The organism is Vibrio sp. JPW-9-11-11 (genome assembly GCF_013369335.1).
In the GTDB taxonomy this organism is placed as follows: Bacteria; Pseudomonadota; Gammaproteobacteria; order Enterobacterales; family Vibrionaceae; genus Vibrio.
This window is the reverse complement of record NZ_SZQJ01000007.1, coordinates 93,491-113,793: the sequence shown is the minus strand read 5'-3', so window position 1 is coordinate 113,793 and position 20,303 is coordinate 93,491. Positions and strand designations below refer to the sequence as shown.

The following is a 20,303-nucleotide window of genomic DNA, read 5'->3' as shown; positions in this document are numbered from 1 at the left end:
TAGCTTAAGGAAAACGATTAAATGTGGCGACATGAATTGTTAAGAGCCTAAGTGTGTGTTGAGTAACTAAGTTAATATGCATCTGGCTTTGTATTGGGTAATGCATTTTCGCATTGAATGGGGCATGGCTACTTTTACCGTACGTCACCGTGCCTTGAGGCTTAAGGTATCAAGCGCGAATGTAAGATCTTGCGATGTTATGTTTCCTTTAATGTCAAATGTTGTGGATTTATTGTTTGAATGTTGTGGGGTGGTTGGTTTGGTGTTCTGGTTTGTGTTAATTGGTGGTGAGTATTCAGTGAAAAATAACAAAAATAAGCATGCGAGTGCATATTGATTTTTGCTCTTCTTCGCTGCATTATCCGCCCGTCAAAAAACGCTGGCACGTGAAATGGAAGCATGAAGCGAATTTCACAGGTCTAAACTGCAAGCATCACAATACCAACATGACATGAACGATTGACACTTGTTGGGCAGTTAGATGGATGGCTGGGAAGCAAAGGTCAGCGAACACTCACTACGAGGAAGCTATGACAGATTTAATTAACTTAATGAATGACCTACTTTGGGGGTCGATTCTTGTTTATCTACTAGTTGGTGTTGGGATTTACTTTACGGTCCGTTTGGGCTTTATCCAGTTCCGTCACTTTGGCCATATGTTCTCCGTTTTGAAGAACAGCCGTAAAGCAGACAACGCGGGTATCTCTTCTTTTCAAGCGCTTTGTACCAGCCTTGCTGCACGTGTAGGCACAGGCAATATGGCCGGTGTGGCTGTTGCGTTAACTGCAGGTGGACCTGGTGCCATCTTCTGGATGTGGCTCATCGCTATGCTGGGTATGGCTACATCGTTCGCTGAGAGTACTTTGGCTCAGCTATACAAAACGAAAGATGATGATGGTAACTACCGTGGTGGCCCTGCCTATTACATGGAAAAAGGCCTTGGAATGCGCTGGATGGGCGTGCTTTTCTCTGTCTTTCTCATCATCGCATTTGGGCTGGTATTCAACGCAGTACAGGCGAACTCAATCGCGAATGCGATGAATAATGCATTTGGTTGGGACTCAACCTACGTTGGCATTGCGGTAGTGCTGCTTTCATCAGTAGTAATTTTCGGTGGTATTAAGCGCATTGCGAAAGTGGCTGAACTTATTGTTCCAATCATGGCACTGGCTTACTTGCTTCTCGCGCTCTTTGTCATGTTCTCAAATCTTGAGAAACTTCCCGCAATACTGACACTCATCATTAAGAGTGCGTTCGGATTGCAAGAAGCTGCAGCCGGTGGCTTAGGTTATGCGATTGCACAGGCGATGATCAACGGCATTAAGCGTGGCCTATTCTCGAATGAAGCGGGTATGGGTTCAGCGCCGAATGCAGCAGCATCGGCAACACCTTATCCGCCGCACCCTGCGTCGCAAGGTTACGTACAAATGCTAGGCGTATTTATGGATACCATTGTTATCTGTTCGGCCACCGTAGCGATTATTTTGATGTCGGGCGAATACGTTCCTCATGGTGAAGTGACTGGTATTGAGTTGACGCAAGCGGCGCTAAGTTCGCAAGTGGGTGACTGGGGCGGTATCTTTGTTGCTGTGGCGATCTTCTTCTTCGCTTTCACCTCGATTATTGCCAACTACTCCTACGCTGAAACAAACCTCATTTTCCTTGAGCATAACCACAAAGCTGGTTTGAGTTTGTTCCGCGTTATTGTGCTCGGTATGGTCATGTTTGGCGCGGTTGCTTCTCTTCCTGTGGTATGGGCGTTGGCTGACGTGTCTATGGGATTGATGGCGATTGTCAACTTGGTGGCGATTCTTCTATTGTCTGGCATTGTGATTAAACTGGCTAAAGACTACAACCGTCAGCTTGATGAGGGTAAAGTCCCCACCTTTGATTCCAATGACTTCCCTGAGCTAAAATCTCAGTTGGAAGAAGGTATCTGGGATCAAAACAACAAGAACTGATTGTTTTTCGCTATTACAACGATTCAAAAAGCCGTGCAGACATTGCACGGCTTTTTTTGTAACCTATAAGTTATAAATCCAATAGATAGAGTAAAGTCATGTTAGTTGTCGTATCCCCAGCGAAAACCTTAGATTATGAATCGCCACTGGCTACCGAAAAGCATACTCAGCCTGAGTTGATCGAGTACTCAAAGCAGTTGATATATGTATGCCGTCAGCTCACACCAGCCGATGTGGCTCGCTTAATGAAAGTGAGTGATAAAATCGCCGATCTCAACGTAGGGCGCTTTCAGGAGTGGAGTGAAACCTTTACACCGGACAATGCTCGCCAAGCGATCCTCGCATTTAAAGGCGATGTCTATACTGGTTTGGATGCGGAGTCTCTAAGCGACGCTGATTTTGATTATGCGCAGGACCACTTGCGTATGCTGTCTGGTTTGTATGGGCTGCTTAAACCTCTTGATCTAATACAACCTTATCGCCTAGAGATGGGCACTAAACTGGCCAATGACAAAGGCACCAACCTCTATCAGTTTTGGGGCAATATCATTACTGATAAGTTGAATCAAGCGATTGCTGCGCAAGGTGACAATGTGCTGATTAACTTAGCGTCTAATGAGTATTTTAAAGCCGTTAAGCCCAAATCGCTGGATGCTCAAGTGATTACGCCCGTATTCAAAGACTGTAAGAACGGTCAGTACAAAGTTATCAGCTTTTATGCCAAGAAAGCTCGCGGCATGATGGCGCGTTACATTATCGAAAATCGGATTGAAAGTGTGGCTGACTTGACCAAGTTTGATACCGCTGGGTACTACTTTGTCGAAGAAGAGTCGACGCCGACCGAGCTTGTTTTTAAACGCGAAGAGCAGTAATCGAGGGAGTAGGGCATGTTCGCTTGGTTTAAGGGCTGGATCGCGAAGTATGATCAGTGGTGTTTGTCTTTAGGTTTGACGCCGGAAAATAAACGAAGCTGTGTTCCCTACCGAAGTGACCCTGCTTCCCTTACAATCGAGAGCAGTAAAAAGGCGCAGCGATGATGCGCCTTTTTGATACCCATTGTCATCTTGATTTCGACTGTTTCTCTGCGGATGTGATGCAACATGTCGAGAGCGCTCGACAATGTGGGGTAGAACGTATGGTCTTGCCCGCAATAGGCCCGTCAAATTGGCAGCACCTTCGCTCCCTGTCTCAGCAATCGCCCGGGCTTTATTATGCGTTGGGGATGCATCCGCTGTTTTTAGAGCAACTAAATCCCCACAGCTTTACCGAATTACGTCTACTATTAGAACGGCAAGACGGTTTGTGTGTTGCGGTAGGTGAGTGTGGTTTAGACGCCATGATAGAGGTTGATATGGAGCGGCAAGAACAGATATTCGTTCAGCAGGTCGATATTGCCAATGAGTTTAAACTGCCTCTGATCTTACATAGCCGCAAGACGCATCACCGTTTGCTGCAGATTCTTAAGCACAAGCAGTTTAAATATGGTGGTGTGTTGCATGGTTTTTCCGGGAGTTATCAGCAAGCCATGCAGTTTGTTGAACGCGGTTTTTACATTGGTGTTGGAGGGGTGATTACGTACCCAAGGGCCAATAAAACTCGCCAGGCTATTACCCAGTTGGCGCTCGAAAACCTTGTTCTGGAAACAGACGCTCCAGACATGCCACTCAATGGGTATCAAGGTACCCCAAATCACCCTAAGAGAATTGTTGAAATATTGACCACTCTTGCAGAGCTAAAGCAGATGCCTAAGCAAACGGTTGCTGAAATCGTTTGGAAAAATAGCAATCTGGCGTTCGGTATTTGTGAATAATTCCTAAAGAAATTGTTCATTTGATGATTACTAACCGCATTAAAGGTGATCTTGTTCACGTAAATGAGTGAACGCATGATGAATCTTATTAGAAACTGTGAGGACGGCATTACTTTATCAATGGACGGATGAGTATAATTGCGCCTGCTTTTGAGCTCCATTTTGTAACACGCCAACAAACAACATATAAGGAAGTCATAAACTATGAGCCTGTTTATGAGCCTAGTCGGTATGGCAGTATTGCTAGGAATTGCATTACTACTGTCTGATAACCGCAAAGCTATCAATCTAAGAACCGTGGGTGGCGCTTTTGCTATCCAATTCATCATCGGTGGTTTCGTTCTTTACGTACCATGGGGTCGCGACCTTCTAGCTGGTTTCTCAGCTGGTGTACAGAACGTTATCGATTACGGTAAAGACGGTACCGGTTTCCTATTCGGCAGCCTAGTTAACTTCTCAGTTGACGGTATCGGTTTCATCTTTGCTTTCCAAGTACTACCAACGCTAATCTTCTTCTCTGCGCTAATTTCGGTACTTTACTACATCGGTGTGATGCAGTGGGTGATCAAGATTCTTGGTGGCGGTCTACAAAAAGCACTAGGCACTTCACGTGCCGAGTCAATGTCTGCAGCAGCTAACATTTTCGTAGGTCAAACAGAAGCGCCTCTAGTGGTTCGTCCGTTTGTTCCTAAAATGACTCAGTCTGAGCTATTTGCAGTAATGTGTGGTGGTCTTGCGTCTGTTGCTGGTGGTGTACTAGCGGGTTACGCATCTATGGGTGTACCTCTAGAGTACCTTGTAGCAGCATCATTCATGGCCGCGCCAGGTGGTCTATTGTTCGCTAAAATCATCAAGCCTGAAACAGATACTCCAAATGAAGATCTAGGTGCAGATATCGACGGCGGCGACGACAAGCCAGCTAACGTTATCGACGCAGCTGCTGGCGGTGCGTCTGTTGGTCTACAACTAGCGCTAAACGTAGGTGCAATGCTACTTGCATTTGTTGGCCTAATTGCGCTAATCAACGGTATCTTGGGTGGTCTTGGTGGTTTCATTGGTATGCCAGAGCTCACTCTAGAGCTAATCCTAGGTTACTTATTCTCGCCTCTAGCATTCCTAATTGGCGTGCCATGGGAAGAAGCTACGTTTGCAGGTTCATTCATTGGTCAGAAACTGGTAGTGAACGAATTCGTTGCCTACTTAAACTTCGTACCTTACGTTGGTGATGCAGCACAAGTTGTACCAGCAACAGGTGCGGTAATGTCTGAGAAGACTCAAGCTATCATCGCATTTGCTCTATGTGGTTTCGCGAACCTTTCTTCTATCGCGATTCTACTAGGTGGTCTAGGTGGTCTAGCTCCAAACCGTCGTCACGACATCGCTCGTATGGGTGTTAAAGCGGTTTGTGCGGGTACGCTATCTAACCTAATGGCAGCGACAATCGCTGGCTTCTTCCTATCTTTCTAATTGATTAAGCGAAAGATTATATAGACGCCGTTTTATAAAGCCCCGTAGTCACACGTTGTGTGCTACGGGGCTTTTTCGTTTTCTGCGTATTTAGCGCGACAGCTGCGTTAACCTAGGTTTCTCACCCCAGTCACTTAGCGAGCTAAGTCCCCCGGTGATTCGAATCCTTGTTGCCTTACTCTCGCATTAATTATTTTGAAAACGGGAATGACTTGGCTTTGATTGAGTTAAGTACTCAAACAATGTCTGTACTCGGTTCAGACAACCAAACACATAGCGTTTGCAATGGGTGAATCCGCGCAAACGTTGAACAGAATCTTTTTTGAGATACAAACCGTTTGCGCTTTATGAGCCACTACAGTTCTGCGACAAATATCTATACTGTATATAAGTATAGAAAGTAGGGTAAAACTCATGAATGAAGTTATCCTCGCCACCCTTGCGGGTTTTGTCGTTGGAGTCCTGTTTTCCGCCATTAAGTTGCCAATCCCTGCCCCGCCCGTTTTATCAGGCATTATGGGCATTGTTGGCGTTTACTTAGGTGGCATAACTTATCAATGGATTATTGAAAAGTTTTTTAGCTAGCGATAGTGAATACAAGGAGTATTATTGTCGTTGGCTGCAACGTTGAGTTGCTTGGGCTTTTGTCCATATACGTTAGACACCGCAATCGCAGATTGTTGTGCCATAGACCAAACTGGTACTGTGCGGTGACAGGGATAGCAATTGGCATATTTTCGCTGTATATGCCGAGTCTTCAAGGAACCAAGTCCGTTCATAAATGACTGCCGTTCTGAACATGGGTTCAGAGCCGTAACTTTTTTGAATATTGATCGGAGATAGAAATGAGCGATTTAAAAGCAGCAGCACTACGTGCACTAAAACTTATGGACCTAACTACGCTGAATGATGACGACACTGACGCGAAAGTTATTTCACTATGTCATGACGCAAAATCAGCGGTAGGTAACACAGCTGCCATCTGTATTTACCCTCGCTTTATTCCTATTGCTAAGAAGACACTTCGTGAGCAAGGTACACCAGACATTCGCATTGCGACTGTTACTAACTTCCCACACGGAAACGACGACATCGACATCGCTGTTGCTGAAACTAAAGCTGCTGTGGCTTATGGCGCAGATGAAGTCGACGTGGTGTTCCCTTACCGTGCGCTAATGGCCGGTAACGAAGAGGTGGGTTTCGAGCTTGTTAAGCAATGTAAAGAAGCATGTGGTGACATTCTTCTTAAAGTGATCATCGAAACGGGTGAGCTAAAAGAAGAAGCGCTAATCAAGAAAGCATCTGAAATTTGTATCAAAGCAGGCGCTGACTTCATCAAAACTTCAACGGGTAAAGTGCCAGTAAACGCCACGCCAGAATACGCGCGCATGATGCTAGAAGTGATTCGCGATATGGGCGTTGCAGAAACAGTTGGTTTCAAACCTGCGGGTGGCGTGCGCACCGCTGAAGATGCGCAAGCGTACTTGGCAATGGCTGATGAAATTCTCGGTGATAACTGGGTTGATGCTCGTCACTACCGTTTCGGCGCATCAAGCTTGCTGACGAACTTACTCAATACATTAGAAGTGACAGACGAGACTGCTGATCCAGCAGCATACTAATTCTCTCGTTTGAGAGTAGATAAAAGAAAAGTCTGTTTGGTGGGGCAGTGATTCGCTGCTCCACATTACCTCTTTACCTTACAACCTTGCTATTCAAAGCATGGGAGGATCTAATGTACTTACCCCAAGAAATTATTCGTAAAAAACGTGACGGCGAAGTCCTAACAGCCGAAGAAATTAACTTTTTTATCCAAGGTGTTGCTGATAACACTGTCTCTGAAGGTCAAATTGCAGCCTTTGCCATGGCGATCTTTTTCAATGAAATGACCATGCCAGAACGTATTGCATTGACGTGTGCTATGCGTGATTCCGGTATGGTGATTGACTGGAGCCACAAAGAGTTTGGCGGCCCAATCGTGGATAAGCATTCAACCGGTGGTGTCGGTGACGTCACTTCACTCATGCTTGGCCCTATGGTCGCGGCATGCGGTGGCTTTGTGCCGATGATCTCTGGCCGTGGTCTTGGACATACGGGCGGTACACTCGACAAGCTGGAGTCCATTCCAGGCTACAACATCACCCCAACCAATGAGGTGTTTGGTGATGTGACTAAAGACGCAGGTGTTGCCATTATTGGTCAAACTGGCGATCTTGCCCCTGCGGATAAGCGTGTTTACGCAACTCGTGATATTACAGCGACAGTCGATAACATCTCACTGATCACCGCATCGATTCTGTCAAAGAAACTGGCTGCTGGTCTTGAGTCACTGGTTATGGATGTAAAAGTCGGCTCTGGCGCATTCATGCCAACTTACGAAGCGTCTGAAGAGCTGGCTAAGTCTATCGTTGCCGTTGCCAATGGTGCGGGGACGAAAACTACGGCCATTCTGACCGATATGAACCAAGTTCTCGCTTCATCTGCGGGTAACGCGGTTGAGGTGCGTGAAGCGGTTCAGTTCTTGACTGGTGAATACCGTAATCCTCGCCTTCTTGAAGTGACACTTGCGTCGTGCGCGGAAATGTTGGTTCTGGGTAAGCTGGCAGACAGTACGGAAGAGGCGCGTGCGAAGCTGATGGAAGTTCTGGACAATGGTAAAGCCGCTGAGTGTTTCGGTAAGATGGTGGCAGGCCTCGGTGGCCCAGCAGACTTCGTTGAAAACTACGACAACTACCTTGAGAAAGCAGAAATCGTTAAACCGGTTTATGCCGATGAAACTGGCGTTGTTTCTGCGATGGATACTCGAGCAATTGGTATGGCTGTCGTTGCTATGGGTGGTGGTCGCCGTGTCGCGTCAGACCCAATTGACTATGCGGTTGGTTTTGATCAGTTCATCCGCTTAGGTGAGCAAGCGTCTAATGACAAGCCACTGGCGGTTATCCATGCTCGCAGTGAAGAGCAGTGGCAAGAAGCGGCAGATGCACTTAAAAAGGCGATCAGCGTAGGTGGTGAGTACACACCAACTCCTGAGGTTTATCGTCAGATTCGCGCCGAAGATATTTAATCCCATCATACCTGATGGGTACTCAATACAGTTGGGCGGCGGCATTCTTCGCTGTTTGCTCAACCGCTTTGAGTTAAGTAATGGTAATTAAATTGGTCGATTGAGCATTTGTTCTCGGCCAGTTAAAGGAAGAAAGCAATGAAAAGAGCATTTATTTTAGTACTAGACTCATTTGGGATTGGCGCCAGTGCGGATGCCGATAAGTTTGGTGACGTTGGTTCTGATACCTTAGGTCACATTGCCGAACAGTGTGACCAAGGCTTGGCCGATAACGCAGAGCGTAGTGGTCCACTTCGTCTGCCAAACCTCTCTAAACTGGGTTTGGCGATGGCGCACAAAGAGTCTACAGGCCGTTTTGCTCCAGGCCTTGATGCCGACGCTGAAATCATTGGTGCATACGGTCACGCTGCTGAGCTTTCTTCAGGTAAAGATACTCCGTCTGGCCACTGGGAGATTGCGGGTGTTCCGGTACTGTTTGATTGGGGATACTTCACAGATAAAACTAACAGCTTCCCGAAAGAGCTGACAGACCGCATTCTAGAGCGTGCTGGCCTTGATGGTTTCCTCGGTAACTGCCACGCGTCGGGTACTCAAGTCCTCGATGATTTAGGCGAAGAGCATATGAAGACGGGAATGCCAATCTTCTACACCTCTGCAGACTCGGTATTCCAAATTGCTTGTCACGAAGAGACCTTTGGTCTACAAAACTTGCTAGACCTATGTCAAATCGCACGTGAAGAGCTAGAAGATTACAATATCGGCCGTGTTATCGCACGCCCATTTGTTGGTCCAGGTAAAGGCCAGTTTGAGCGTACCGGTAACCGTCGCGATCTCTCGGTTGAACCACCTTCAGCGACAGTGCTACAGAAGCTTGTCGATGAAAAAGGCGGACAGGTACACTCGATTGGCAAGATCTCTGATATCTACGCTGGTTGTGGTATTACCAAGAAGACTAAAGCGACCGGAATTCCTGCGCTATTTGAAGCCACCAAGGAGGCGATTGAACAGGCGGGTGACAACACGATTGTGTTCACCAACTTTGTAGACTTCGATTCCGCTTATGGACACCGTCGTGACGTCGCGGGCTACGCAGCTGCGTTAGAGTACTTCGATGGCCGTATCCATGAGGTGATGGAGATGATGCAAGAGGATGACGTGCTTATCCTAACTGCAGACCATGGCTGTGACCCAACTTGGCCTGGTACAGACCATACTCGTGAACATATCCCCGTCATTGTGTACGGCAATAAGGTACCCGCGGGCTCACTGGGTCTTCGCCAAAGTTTTGCCGATATTGGTCAAACGCTAGCAAGCTATTTTGGTACCTCGCCAATGGATTACGGTAAAAACTTCCTATAATCCGAATTGAACACGTTGAATAGAGGGCATGTCCCTCTATTCTTTTGTTTACCGCTCACTTTTATCCGATTAAGAAAAGGAAAGAAATCATGGCAACTCCACATATCAACGCAGAAATGGGTGCATTCGCAGATGTTGTTTTAATGCCGGGTGACCCACTACGTGCAAAATACATTGCGGAAACGTTCCTAGAAGATGTTGTACAGGTATGTGACGTACGTAACATGTACGGTTTCACGGGGACTTACAAAGGCCGTCAGGTATCTGTAATGGGCCACGGTATGGGTATCCCATCATGTTCCATTTACGCCACAGAGCTCATCAAAGATTTTGGCGTGAAAAAGATCATCCGTGTGGGGAGCTGCGGTGCCGTTAGCGAAGACATTAAAGTGCGCGACGTTGTGATTGGCATGGGCGCGTGTACAGACTCCAAAGTGAACCGTATCCGCTTTAAAGGTCATGACTTTGCCGCCATCGCTGATTACAAAATGGTGCGTGCAGCAGAAGAGGCCGCAAAAGCACGAGGCATCGAAGTGAAAGTCGGCAACTTGTTCTCAGCAGAGCTTTTCTATACGCCAGATCCAGAGATGTTCGAGGTGATGGACAAATACGGTATTGTTGGCGTTGAAATGGAAGCTGCAGGCATTTACGGCGTTTGTGCTGAGTACGGCGCCAAAGCGCTAACCATCTGTACGGTATCAGATCACATTAAAACGGGTGAACAAACGACCTCAGATGAGCGCCAAACTACCTTCAACGATATGATGATCATCGCTCTCGATTCCGTTTTGCTTGGCGATGAAGAGTAACACTATCAACCCTTCATCGTAGCGTTGAGAGACCATTGCGGTGGCGTTGTTGGCCAGTTTATTGGCCATAAGCGTTCATTGATTCGAAAAGAAAAGGGTTGCGCACTTGCCAACCCTTACATCATCTTGCCTCTCGCTATACATCTTTGAGCAATAAGTTCTCGCCTTTTCGCTGCGTCGGTTTACGCCTGAAGATTAGCGCAATCAACACCCCAGCAATAAAACTGAGCCCAACCATGGTATACATATATCGGTCACTTTTCCGGTAGTAGTGGTCAGAGAAGGCGGTGAGTTTACCTGTTTCAAACGTTACGCGAACAAAACCGATCACGGCATTGTCGCGAACGACAGGCTCGACCAACTGCTGCTTGCCAATACGGGCGGTTTGGAGTGGCGTGTCTAAGCCGAGCATCTCGCGTACGGATTTGGCGTTGTCACTGCCTGCCAGTTTAACCCCTTCGGCATCATAGATGGTCGCATCGACGACTAAGCCATCTTGCGCTAACTGATTGGCGAGCTTGAGTAACTGCTCTTGATCCTGTGCCACGATGAGATCACTCGCTGAAAGGGAAGCTTGCGAAATCAGAATGTCGGTGAGGGTTTCTAACTGGTTAGCTTGGATCTCTTCATTGCCTTTGGTGATTTTGACGCTATTGATTGCAATCGTTGCGACCATTGCCACCAAGCAAAGCGTGCCCAATACCTTCATGGCGATACGAAATGAAAACAGCGATGAGTCCATTTTCCCACCTAATAGAGAGTTTAATTATGCCTTAGTGCATATTGAGACTTGCGCAGATAAATTGCAATAGGTTAACGTGTTGAGAGATTTCATAGGAAATGCACAACATGGACACGTTAAAGACTCTTTCAATACGCAAACACATTCCCCTAAATAACCGCTTACCAGAAACACGTTTAGCCACACAATTCGATAAATCTGCCGCGGGCTGGGTCGTGTTTGGCCGCTACCTTTGCCCAAGCCAATTTGAAGATATCGACTTTTATGTGGGTGGCTACAACGCCATCGTGGATGTTTGGAAAGTCGGCGACTATGAAGTGGCGCTGATGGCGGGTGAACTCACCGAGCAACATGAAGAAATTCTCCAAGCGCTTGAACTTGATTATTCGGCCTTGAATGATGTTCCAGAGCTTTCAAAGCCGGGCCTCATTGTGCTTGATATGGACTCTACCGCGATTCAAATCGAATGTATCGATGAGCTTGCTAAGCTTGCAGGTGTAGGGGATGAGGTGGCTGAAGTCACGGAGCGGGCAATGCAGGGCGAGCTCGACTTCGAACAAAGCTTGCGCCAGCGAGTGAGTCAGTTAGCAGGGGCGGATGAGTCTATTTTGCAGCAAGTCCGAAATGCCTTGCCCCTCATGCCAGATTTACCTGAGCTAATAGCTACACTCAAGTTATTCGGTTGGAAAACGGCAATTGCCTCGGGTGGTTTTACCTACTTTTCTGATCATCTGCAACAGTTACTCGGCTTAGATCATGCTCAATCAAATCAGTTAGAGATCGTAGAGGGTAAACTGACCGGTCAAGTGATTGGTGATGTGGTTTGTGCACAAGCCAAAGCGGATATTTTGGTACAGCTTGCTGAGCAGTTTGAGATTGAACCTCACAATACCATTGCCGTGGGCGATGGTGCGAATGACTTGGTGATGATGAAAGCAGCCGGCTTAGGTATTGCGTATCATGCCAAGCCTAAAGTCGAGCAAGCGGCGCAAAGTGCGGTTCGCTATGCAGGGCTGGGCGGAATCATTTGTATTTTGTCTGCGCTGTTAGTCAAACAGAAACGAGTCAGCCTCAAACCCAAAGCATAATGAAAAAGCGAGGCGCAAGCCTCGCTTTTACTTTAGTGCTACCGGGTAAGCTCTAAACGTATTAATACCTCTTCTGTAATGTCGGTCAGTTCTCCATATCCGACGATACTCATCATCTCTTTTTCGAGGCTACGTGCTTGATGCATGCTGATCTGAGTTAACTCGTTAAGATCTTTTCGAACCAGTGCGGTTATTGGGTCAAAAACGGGCGCGCTGCAGATACGAATGGCGTAAAACTCACCCATAGCTTGTGCCTTTTTAACGAACAACAGACGTTCTTTGAGGCTCTCAAAATCACTACTGAGTTTGGTTTCAACTGATTGTATACGGGTACCAAACTTGACCGCGGTTAAATAGAGCTCATGGTATTGAGGAACCGCTCCTTGGATGCGTTTCATTGGCTGCGCAAGCAGAGTGTTGGTTCGCCCTTTATAAATAGGGGCCAGTGAGAAGCTTTTTTCATCGCCTAGCTTGGCTAGAATCGCGAGATACGGTTTGAGTGGGTAGTTGACTCCAATCGCTTTGGGCCTCAGGCCACCCGCTTTTTTCTCGACGTAAAGCGGCGAGCTAACCATTTTATCCAGCAAAATGTCATGCAACCCTTCTAGTAGTTCGTTGCTAGGGAGTAACTCTTGTTTGGCGATGAGTTTATCTTGGTTGTGTTCGATTAATTTGCCGAAGAATGCAATGGTGCGCATGATCTGGCTCTCTTCGACAATCGCCAGTTGTAGCTGTTTACCACTAGGACTAATTCGTACAACCGTATAGGGCACTTCATTGAGCGGCAGCTTTTTGTCGTAGAGCTGGAGCTCTTTGAAATTGAGCGTGCAACTCTCTCCTGCTTTCAAAGAACACGGCGAGTTGAGAGCGAGGCTAATACCGTGTTTAGATATATCGAGACTAAACCCCTCTAATACCACGCCATTGCTCTGCAATAAATCCACTGGCGATTTAAACTGATAGCGGGGTTCTTTACGTCTTGACTGGGCATCAAAATAGATACAGGCGGGGTTGCTGTCTGGGTTGCGCGCGTGACGAAAGCGGTTGAGCTCGCTGCTTGCCAAGCGCGGTTTATCGGTCAAAAGATAATCTTGGCGGCTAGAAACGTCTGCGATTTCTTGCAGTATTCCGCAATGCGTTAAGCTATCGGTTTTGAGGTTTAACTCATTGGCGTGCTCGGCCAATGCTTGGCGCTCCCCGTCAGATAACTCAAACACCGATAGGCGAAATGCCTTCCAACTCTCTTTTTTGGCGCCGATATGCCAAAACAGCTGTCGCTGCTCTCGAGTCGCCTCGGGCATCATCATCGAGAAAAATAGCGTTTTATCTTTATGCTCGTGAGTGAACGAGTAGATCACATTATTACTACCGCGCATGCCAGGAGCGGTGAGTTGCGCCATGCGCTGGGAATGAAATAGGCTACTTAGGGCTTGTTGGTTACGTTCGTCGTGCCAGTATTGCCAGATGGGCAAGTTGTTTTCTGTCATCAACGCTAGTTTAAGTTCGTTACCACTAAAAAAAACCGGTAGGTTACAGGTATGCTTGAGGTAGGTATGTTCAAATCCCCTCGAACGGGCGCGAATGATCTTATCCTGATTGTCGTGGCGTGCTTTTTGGTTATCGTTGTTTAATACATGCGCAATGACCAACTCAATCACATTGCTGGCACCGAGCTTTAACAAGCGTAGAAATTTAACCGCGTCATTTTCATAAGATTCATCGATTCCAACAATGCGATAAGGGATCGAGTCTTGAATGCCGTCTATCTCGACGGTTTTTTTAAGCTCGACCAATTTGACTTCAATGATTTCACCTAACTTATAGTTAAATGACGACGGGACTTTAATTTTAGCGCCTGACGGTGAGAGGTCGACCGTAACACCATGAATGACTTGGCCGTTGGCGAGTTGGAGTTCGATTTGGGAACAGAGTTTGAGGCGGTTTTCACGTCGCTTGAGGTCATAGCCCAAATTGATCGCTTCGACATCGAGTCCACCCGAGCTATTGGGGTTAACTTCAGAGCCGAGTGGTTTGCCACGTTTTTGCATAACGCGGAAGTTGTTGTGAGTGTTACACAGGGCTTCCCAAACCCCTTCTGTATAACCGCCAAATTTGCGAGTGTTCTTGTGATAAGCATTAAAGGCGACATCATCTAACCAATGCTTGATACCGTCTAGTTCATACTCGCGACACTCGCCTTTGACGCGGCCACGCAGGTCGATTGGTTTAGTGCATGGCGCCATGATGCGGTTGAGTTCCATCTTAACCAATATCTTAACCGACGGTGGTTCGCCCTCTGTCATTTGACCGAGGAGAAACTCAAAATCTTGTGCGTGGTAAGCGGGGATTAACCGCTCGGCCAGTGAGAGTATTTCTGCTTGCTGCATATTTTTTGTTAGAGTGTCCATTACTCAGCATATCGACCTTGATATAAAGATCTTTAATGATATGTTACTGCGAATCAAGTCTCTAGAGTGGCATAAACGCACTAAGGTGTAGTTTGGCTCACAATTAAACAATTTATAAGTCTGAGGTGACATGGCAAAAGCGAAACGAGCCTACGTATGTAATGACTGCGGTGCAGATTTCCCCCGTTGGCAAGGGCAGTGCAACGCCTGTGGGGCGTGGAACACAATCAGTGAAGTGCGTCTCGCTGCGTCGCCAACGGTCGCGCGCAATGAACGATTATCTGGTTATGCGGGCACGACCAACGAAACGCAGGTCCAAGTATTGTCAGATATCGATCTGCAAGAGGTGCCACGCTTTACTAGCGGTTTTAAAGAGCTTGATCGGGTATTAGGCGGCGGTGTGGTGCCGGGCGCCGCCATTTTGATTGGTGGTAACCCTGGGGCGGGCAAATCGACTTTGCTGCTGCAGACCATGTGTTACTTAGCCGCCCAGATGCCGACGCTCTACGTTACGGGTGAAGAGTCGCTGCAGCAGGTCGCCATGCGAGCGTCACGGTTGGGGTTACCAAAAGACAATCTAAAAATGTTGTCAGAAACCAATGTTGACCGTATTTGCCAAATTGCTGAGAAAGAGCAACCGCGTATTATGGTGATTGACTCTATTCAAGTAATGCATGTTGCTGACGTCCAATCCTCTCCTGGGAGCGTGGCTCAAGTGCGTGAGTCTGCAACGGCGTTAACGCGTTATGCTAAACAGAACAACGTAGCGGTCTTTATTGTGGGCCACGTGACCAAAGATGGCACCCTAGCCGGGCCTAAAGTTCTGGAACACATTATTGACTGTTCTGTGCTGCTTGATGGTGGTACTGATAGTCGTTTCCGTACTTTGCGTAGCCATAAAAACCGTTTTGGTGCAGTGAATGAGCTTGGCGTATTTGCGATGACAGGTCAGGGATTGAAAGAGGTCAACAACCCGTCGGCTATTTTCCTTTCTCGGGGCGAAGAGGAAACATCGGGTAGTTCGGTCATGGTGGTTTGGGAAGGGACCCGTCCTCTATTGGTCGAGATTCAGGCGTTGGTTGATTACTCTCAGCTCGCCAACCCACGTCGCGTTGCGGTCGGTCTTGAGCAAAACCGCCTCTCGCTATTGCTGGCCGTATTGCATAAGCATGGTGGCTTACAGATGGCCGATCAAGATGTCTTCGTCAACGTGGTTGGTGGAGTCAAAGTGACCGAAACCAGTGCGGATTTAGCCCTGGTGATGGCTTTGTTATCGAGTTTTAGAGACCGGCCATTACCAAAAGATGTGGTGGTATTTGGTGAGGTGGGCTTAGCCGGTGAAATTCGTCCGGTGCCCAGCGGCCAAGAGCGTCTCAACGAAGCGTTTAAACACGGTTTTAAGAAAGCGATTGTGCCAGCCGCCAATATGCCCAAAGGCGGGATCGCGGGTATGCAGATCCATGGCGTCAAGAAGCTAAGTGAAGCGATTGAAGCGTTTGACGAGCTGTAACAGCGATTAGAGGCGAGAGCGCTGCGTACCGAGTATAGAGACCGGACTTCGTCCTTCAAGATGCGGTTAAGTTGTCAGTTCTTAAAGCGACGAAGGAGTGAGTAGGGAATCTGCAAAAAAATAGCTACTTGCTTGAAGAGAACCCCACTCGGTCGCCCATCCCTCTAGGGGATGACTGAGATTAAACAGGGTTGACACTTAGTGCAACCCTGTTTGATTTGTCGCTTCTCGTTATTCGCTACAACATATCCACGGCTTTCTCGACTGCGGCCACTAACCTTTGCACATCTTCCATTGTGTTGTAAGCGGCGAATGAAGCGCGAATCGTCCCTTTCACTCCGAGCGCATCCATTAACGGATGCGCACAGTGGTTGCCCGCCCTAACCGCGACACCTTGTTGATCGAGGAGCGTGGCAATATCTTGATGGTGAACACCTTCAATCACAAACGAGAGCACCGACGCGTTTGCTTGATACCCAAGGATACGAACGTCTTCAAGTTGTTCTAAGCCTGCTTTAGCCTTCTCTACCAAACGGTGAATGTGCGCCTCGAGGGCTGGGTGATCCAACTCTTGATACCATTGAAGTGCCGTCGAGAGGGCAATCGCCCCGGCGACATTCGGAGTCCCTGCTTCGAATTTTCCCGGAAGCTCACTAAAGGTAGTGCCATCAAATGAGACTTTCTCTACCATTTTGCCGCCACCATGCCAGGGCGGCATGGCTTCAAGCAGTGCTTGTTTGCCATAAAGCACGCCAATGCCTGCTGGTGCGTAGATCTTGTGACCTGAGAAGACGTAGAAATCGGCCCCCAACTTAGCCACATCGACAGGCTCATGGACGATCCCTTGTGCGCCATCGACGATCACAATCGCCCCAGTTTGATGAGCGCGCGTGATCACTTGTTCAATTGGCTGACGAGTGCCCGTTACATTGGTGATATGCGCAAGAGCGACGATTTTGCACTTGTCTGTGAGTAAGCTTTCAAAGGCAGAGAGATCAAACTCGCACTGTTCGCTCATCGGTACTTTTACCACTTTCGCGCCCGTCTGCTGCGCGACAATTTGCCAGGGAACAATATTGGCGTGGTGTTCCATTTCACTCACCAAAATTTCATCGCCAGGCTGCAAGGTGTTTCGGGCATAGGTCTGTGCGATCAGGTTAAGTGCTTCTGTTGCCCCGCGTGTCCAGATGATCTCTTTGCTAGAGTGAGCGCCGATAAATTGCGTCACGGTTTCGCGCGCGCGTTCAAACTCGCTGGTGGCTTTCGCTGTCAGGCTATGGCTACCACGGTGAACATTAGCATTTTGCTGACCGTAGTAGTGGCTAATGGCGTCGATAACACATTGGGGCTTCTGTGTCGTTGCCGCGCTATCTAGATAGACCAACCTCTGGCCGTTGACTTGCTGTGTCAGTGCCGGAAACTGGGCAGCGGTATGCTGGGCATCAAACATCATTCATCACCGAGTTTATGGTACTGCAGGGTAGGAATAGTCACCATAGGCTCCGCTACCGTCCACGCATGAGCTTTGCCAGAGAGATTGATAATAATTTCCATGGCAAATTCAAGAGCCGTACCCGGTCCCTGGCTGGTCAACAGGTTATGGTTGACGTCATAAGTCACACGTTTAACACGCCAGTTTTTTGCCGGGATATGGCTTTCAAAACTTGGGTGACAAGTCATTAGCGCTTCTGGGTAAAGGCCGTGATGAGCGAGCACTAAAGCGGGCGCTGCACAGATAGCAGCAACGAGTTTGCCTTCATACATTTGCTGACGAACGATTTCGACCAGTACAGTGCTGTCACGGAAAGTCTCAGAGCCCTGAATACCACCGGGCAGAATAACGGCATCAAACTCATCATCAGCAATATCAACCAGTTTACAGTCGGCAGTCAGAGTCACTCCGCGAGAGGCTTTCATCGTCAGCTGACCATCGAAATCGGCACTGGCGACAACGGTTTGGTAGCCAGCTCTGACCATCATATCGATAATAGTGACGGCTTCCATCTCTTCTGTACCAGGCGCGATAGGGACGAGGACTTTCTTTGTCATTATTGATTCCAACCTTGTTCGATGTTTGTGACGGTTTGATAGAGAGTACGATTGACCGGGGTTGCGATATCGTGGCTTTGCGCGCGTTCGATCAGGTACCCAGTGATAAAGTCTATCTCGCTTTGGCGCTGATGGGCAATGTCCTGATTCATGGACGATAAGTTGTTCGCCGTTGCCTCAATGACTTGTGCAACGGAGTTCGCCAGTTGTCTGCTATTAGCGTTAACCCCTTCTGCATGCATCACCTGCGTTACCTCGTCGATCACAGATTGAATGGTGGCCGCATATTGGGTTTGGGTCAGAGCGCCATTTGGTATTTGGTGGATTGCTGTAAGCGGGTTGATTGCGCAGTTAATGGCGAGCTTGTTCCACAAGGCGCTAACAATATCCGGATTCCACTTTACTTGCGGCAAGCTGTGCTGAAACACTTCTGCGACAAATGAACAGCGTTTACCCGCGTCATTGTATCCGCCTATCTCAGTCATCCCCTGGCCTGTATGGCACACCTTTACGGCGGATTCTCTCAATGCACCATGCGTGGTTGTCGCGACCATAAGTGGATTGTTCGGCATTAACTTAACAACCTGTTCAGCGGTACCCATGCCGTTGTGCATCAGTACAATCATGGTTTCACTGCAGATGTTATCAACCAGAGTTTGAAGGCTTGATGCGACTTGCGGAGCCTTGAGGGTCACTAAAATAAGGTCTGCTTTATCAAGACAGTCGTGGGAGTTATTGTCAAAGCTGACCGGTTGGTTCTGTTCTAATTGGATCGATACCATTGGACTGGTTTGTCGAGACCAAACTGAGACCGAGTGTCCGGCAGTGTGCAAATGAGATGCCCAAAGAGAGCCAATAGCGCCGGGGCCGAGAACTACAATATTCATCTGTTCGCAAATCGATGGGTTTGGCAGAGAGGATAAAACTATATAGAAAGAAAGCAAATAAAAATGGCACCCTAAGGTGCCATTTCGAATGCTTTTACTTATGAGTTCTCTTAGAACTTGTAAGTGACTGCGAAATAGTGAGCTACGCCTGAAGAGTCGTTAGTTTGAGCTGGATTCCAAGGAACAGCAGCGCCGTCTTCGAAGCCGTAAACGTCGTTAAACAGTTTTAGACCGTAACCAACCGCAAAGCGGTCAGAGTGCCAGTAGATACCATTAAACATTGCAGTACCAGTGCTTGACTGAGAGTACTCGTCTTTCATACCAAATTGGAAATCTAGGTAACCTTGGTAAGAGATGAATGAGCCGTTTTCGAAGAAGTAGAATGGTTTGAACCAGTTAGTCGATAGCTGGTAACCGTTCCAATCTTTCAGGCCATTGTCGTAGTTGCCGTATAGGTTTAGGCCCATTTTGCCTAACCATGGTGCGTTTACATCAGAACCTAGACCGATTTTGTATTGACCTTCGCTAGAACCGCCGTAGAAGATCATTTCAGAAGCTACGTAAACTTCTTGAACTGGACCGAAAGAGAGATCTTTACCCGTTACAGCATCTAGAGACATACGAGGAGCAAACTTCATGAATAGCTTGTCTGAACCAGATTTGTCGCTGCTTGAGTCGCCAGTAATGTTGAAGTAATCAACATAGCCGTATAGGTCAAAGATACCTGAACGACCGCCAAATTCCATTTCTAAGTAGTCGTGAGTAGATTCTTCACCAGGACCTTTCTCATCAACTGCAGCCATCAGGTTGAACTGAAGCCATTTGTAGTCGTTTTTGTGAATGTCGCCGTCAGAATAATCGGCAGCCATTGCAGGAGCAGACATCGCTGCTACAACACCTAGAGCTAGAAGTGATTTACGCATAATGGAAACTCTCTATGTTTGTTAACTTAAATATTGATTGGACATATAGTCTCTGGCGCACTCTCCGTTGCGCTTTGTTGATGCGAATATTATCGATAAAAATCTCAAAAGCCATGTGCAACAGGTGTAAAAAAAACTAAAACAGGTGATCTATATCTCATTAACAGGTAAAAAAATCATCTGAAACGGAACTTTCATTTTGTTGCACAAAAAATGAAACAGGTAG

Annotated in this window: 18 protein-coding genes; 12 read left to right on the top strand and 6 right to left on the bottom strand. The window is 47.5% G+C overall.

Features of this window, described 5'->3' with window-relative positions:
• Nucleotides 1-530 precede the first annotated feature (530 nt).
• The 10 genes from FCU94_RS10770 (at nucleotide 531) to deoD (ending at nucleotide 10,470) form a co-directional block, all read left to right on the top strand.
• Complete coding sequence (locus FCU94_RS10770) at nucleotides 531-1,961, top strand: alanine/glycine:cation symporter family protein (protein WP_176288547.1); 1,431 nt, start codon at nucleotides 531-533, stop codon at nucleotides 1,959-1,961.
• 98 nt (nucleotides 1,962-2,059) lie between these two features.
• Complete coding sequence (yaaA, locus tag FCU94_RS10765; RefSeq protein WP_176288546.1) at nucleotides 2,060-2,833, top strand: peroxide stress protein YaaA; 774 nt, start codon at nucleotides 2,060-2,062, stop codon at nucleotides 2,831-2,833.
• Nucleotides 2,834-2,848: 15 nt separating this feature from the next.
• Nucleotides 2,849-2,998 (top strand): DUF5363 family protein, encoded by a 150-nt coding sequence (locus tag FCU94_RS10760; RefSeq protein WP_176288545.1) that lies wholly within the window; start codon nucleotides 2,849-2,851, stop codon nucleotides 2,996-2,998.
• Nucleotides 2,998-3,771: a TatD family hydrolase gene (locus tag FCU94_RS10755; RefSeq protein ID WP_176288678.1), complete on the top strand. Its 774-nt coding sequence runs from the start codon at nucleotides 2,998-3,000 to the stop codon at nucleotides 3,769-3,771. Before FCU94_RS10760 ends, FCU94_RS10755 begins: the two co-directional genes overlap by 1 nt.
• A 204-nt stretch (nucleotides 3,772-3,975) precedes the next feature.
• Entirely contained in the window at nucleotides 3,976-5,238 is a 1,263-nt protein-coding gene (locus FCU94_RS10750) for a NupC/NupG family nucleoside CNT transporter (protein WP_176288544.1), read from the top strand.
• Nucleotides 5,239-5,652: 414 nt separating this feature from the next.
• Nucleotides 5,653-5,823, top strand: a complete 171-nt coding sequence (locus tag FCU94_RS10745; RefSeq protein WP_176288543.1) for a XapX domain-containing protein — start codon at nucleotides 5,653-5,655, stop codon at nucleotides 5,821-5,823.
• 260 nt (nucleotides 5,824-6,083) lie between these two features.
• Nucleotides 6,084-6,860: a deoxyribose-phosphate aldolase gene (deoC, locus tag FCU94_RS10740; protein ID WP_176288542.1), complete on the top strand. Its 777-nt coding sequence runs from the start codon at nucleotides 6,084-6,086 to the stop codon at nucleotides 6,858-6,860.
• A 113-nt stretch (nucleotides 6,861-6,973) separates the two neighbouring features.
• Nucleotides 6,974-8,302, top strand: a complete 1,329-nt coding sequence (deoA, locus tag FCU94_RS10735) for a thymidine phosphorylase (protein WP_176288541.1) — start codon at nucleotides 6,974-6,976, stop codon at nucleotides 8,300-8,302.
• A gap of 138 nt (nucleotides 8,303-8,440) precedes the next feature.
• The gene (locus FCU94_RS10730; RefSeq protein WP_176288540.1) at nucleotides 8,441-9,661 is read left to right on the top strand and encodes a phosphopentomutase; all 1,221 of its coding nucleotides are present in this window, start codon (nucleotides 8,441-8,443) and stop codon (nucleotides 9,659-9,661) included.
• A gap of 89 nt (nucleotides 9,662-9,750) precedes the next feature.
• Nucleotides 9,751-10,470, top strand: a complete 720-nt coding sequence (gene deoD / locus FCU94_RS10725) for a purine-nucleoside phosphorylase (protein ID WP_176288539.1) — start codon at nucleotides 9,751-9,753, stop codon at nucleotides 10,468-10,470.
• 136 nt (nucleotides 10,471-10,606) lie between these two features.
• On the opposite strand, the gene FCU94_RS10720 is transcribed toward deoD, so the two are convergent.
• Nucleotides 10,607-11,212, bottom strand: coding sequence for a YtjB family periplasmic protein (locus FCU94_RS10720; protein WP_176288538.1), 606 nt, complete (start codon nucleotides 11,210-11,212; stop codon nucleotides 10,607-10,609).
• A 107-nt stretch (nucleotides 11,213-11,319) separates the two neighbouring features.
• Here FCU94_RS10720 and serB point away from each other — a divergent pair, with 107 nt between their 5' ends.
• Nucleotides 11,320-12,300, top strand: coding sequence for a phosphoserine phosphatase (gene serB, locus FCU94_RS10715; protein WP_176288537.1), 981 nt, complete (start codon nucleotides 11,320-11,322; stop codon nucleotides 12,298-12,300).
• A 38-nt stretch (nucleotides 12,301-12,338) separates the two neighbouring features.
• On the opposite strand, the gene FCU94_RS10710 is transcribed toward serB, so the two are convergent.
• Nucleotides 12,339-14,687, bottom strand: a complete 2,349-nt coding sequence (locus tag FCU94_RS10710; protein WP_176288677.1) for a PilZ domain-containing protein — start codon at nucleotides 14,685-14,687, stop codon at nucleotides 12,339-12,341.
• 151 nt (nucleotides 14,688-14,838) lie between these two features.
• Here FCU94_RS10710 and radA point away from each other — a divergent pair, with 151 nt between their 5' ends.
• The gene (gene radA, locus FCU94_RS10705; RefSeq protein ID WP_176288536.1) at nucleotides 14,839-16,218 is read left to right on the top strand and encodes a DNA repair protein RadA; all 1,380 of its coding nucleotides are present in this window, start codon (nucleotides 14,839-14,841) and stop codon (nucleotides 16,216-16,218) included.
• Nucleotides 16,219-16,456: 238 nt separating this feature from the next.
• Here radA and csdA read toward each other — a convergent pair whose 3' ends face one another.
• The 4 genes from csdA to FCU94_RS10685 form a co-directional block, all read right to left on the bottom strand.
• On the bottom strand, nucleotides 16,457-17,668 hold the full coding sequence (gene csdA, locus FCU94_RS10700; RefSeq protein WP_176288676.1) for a cysteine desulfurase CsdA: 1,212 nt from the start codon (nucleotides 17,666-17,668) through the stop codon (nucleotides 16,457-16,459).
• Nucleotides 17,668-18,267, bottom strand: coding sequence for a DJ-1 family glyoxalase III (locus FCU94_RS10695; RefSeq protein WP_176288535.1), 600 nt, complete (start codon nucleotides 18,265-18,267; stop codon nucleotides 17,668-17,670). Before FCU94_RS10695 ends, csdA begins: the two co-directional genes overlap by 1 nt.
• Nucleotides 18,267-19,154: a 2-dehydropantoate 2-reductase gene (panE, locus tag FCU94_RS10690; RefSeq protein WP_176288534.1), complete on the bottom strand. Its 888-nt coding sequence runs from the start codon at nucleotides 19,152-19,154 to the stop codon at nucleotides 18,267-18,269. The genes FCU94_RS10695 and panE overlap by 1 nt, the downstream gene beginning before the upstream one ends.
• A gap of 110 nt (nucleotides 19,155-19,264) precedes the next feature.
• Nucleotides 19,265-20,077 (bottom strand): nucleoside-specific channel-forming Tsx family protein, encoded by an 813-nt coding sequence (locus tag FCU94_RS10685; protein ID WP_176288533.1) that lies wholly within the window; start codon nucleotides 20,075-20,077, stop codon nucleotides 19,265-19,267.
• Nucleotides 20,078-20,303: the final 226 nt, after the last annotated feature.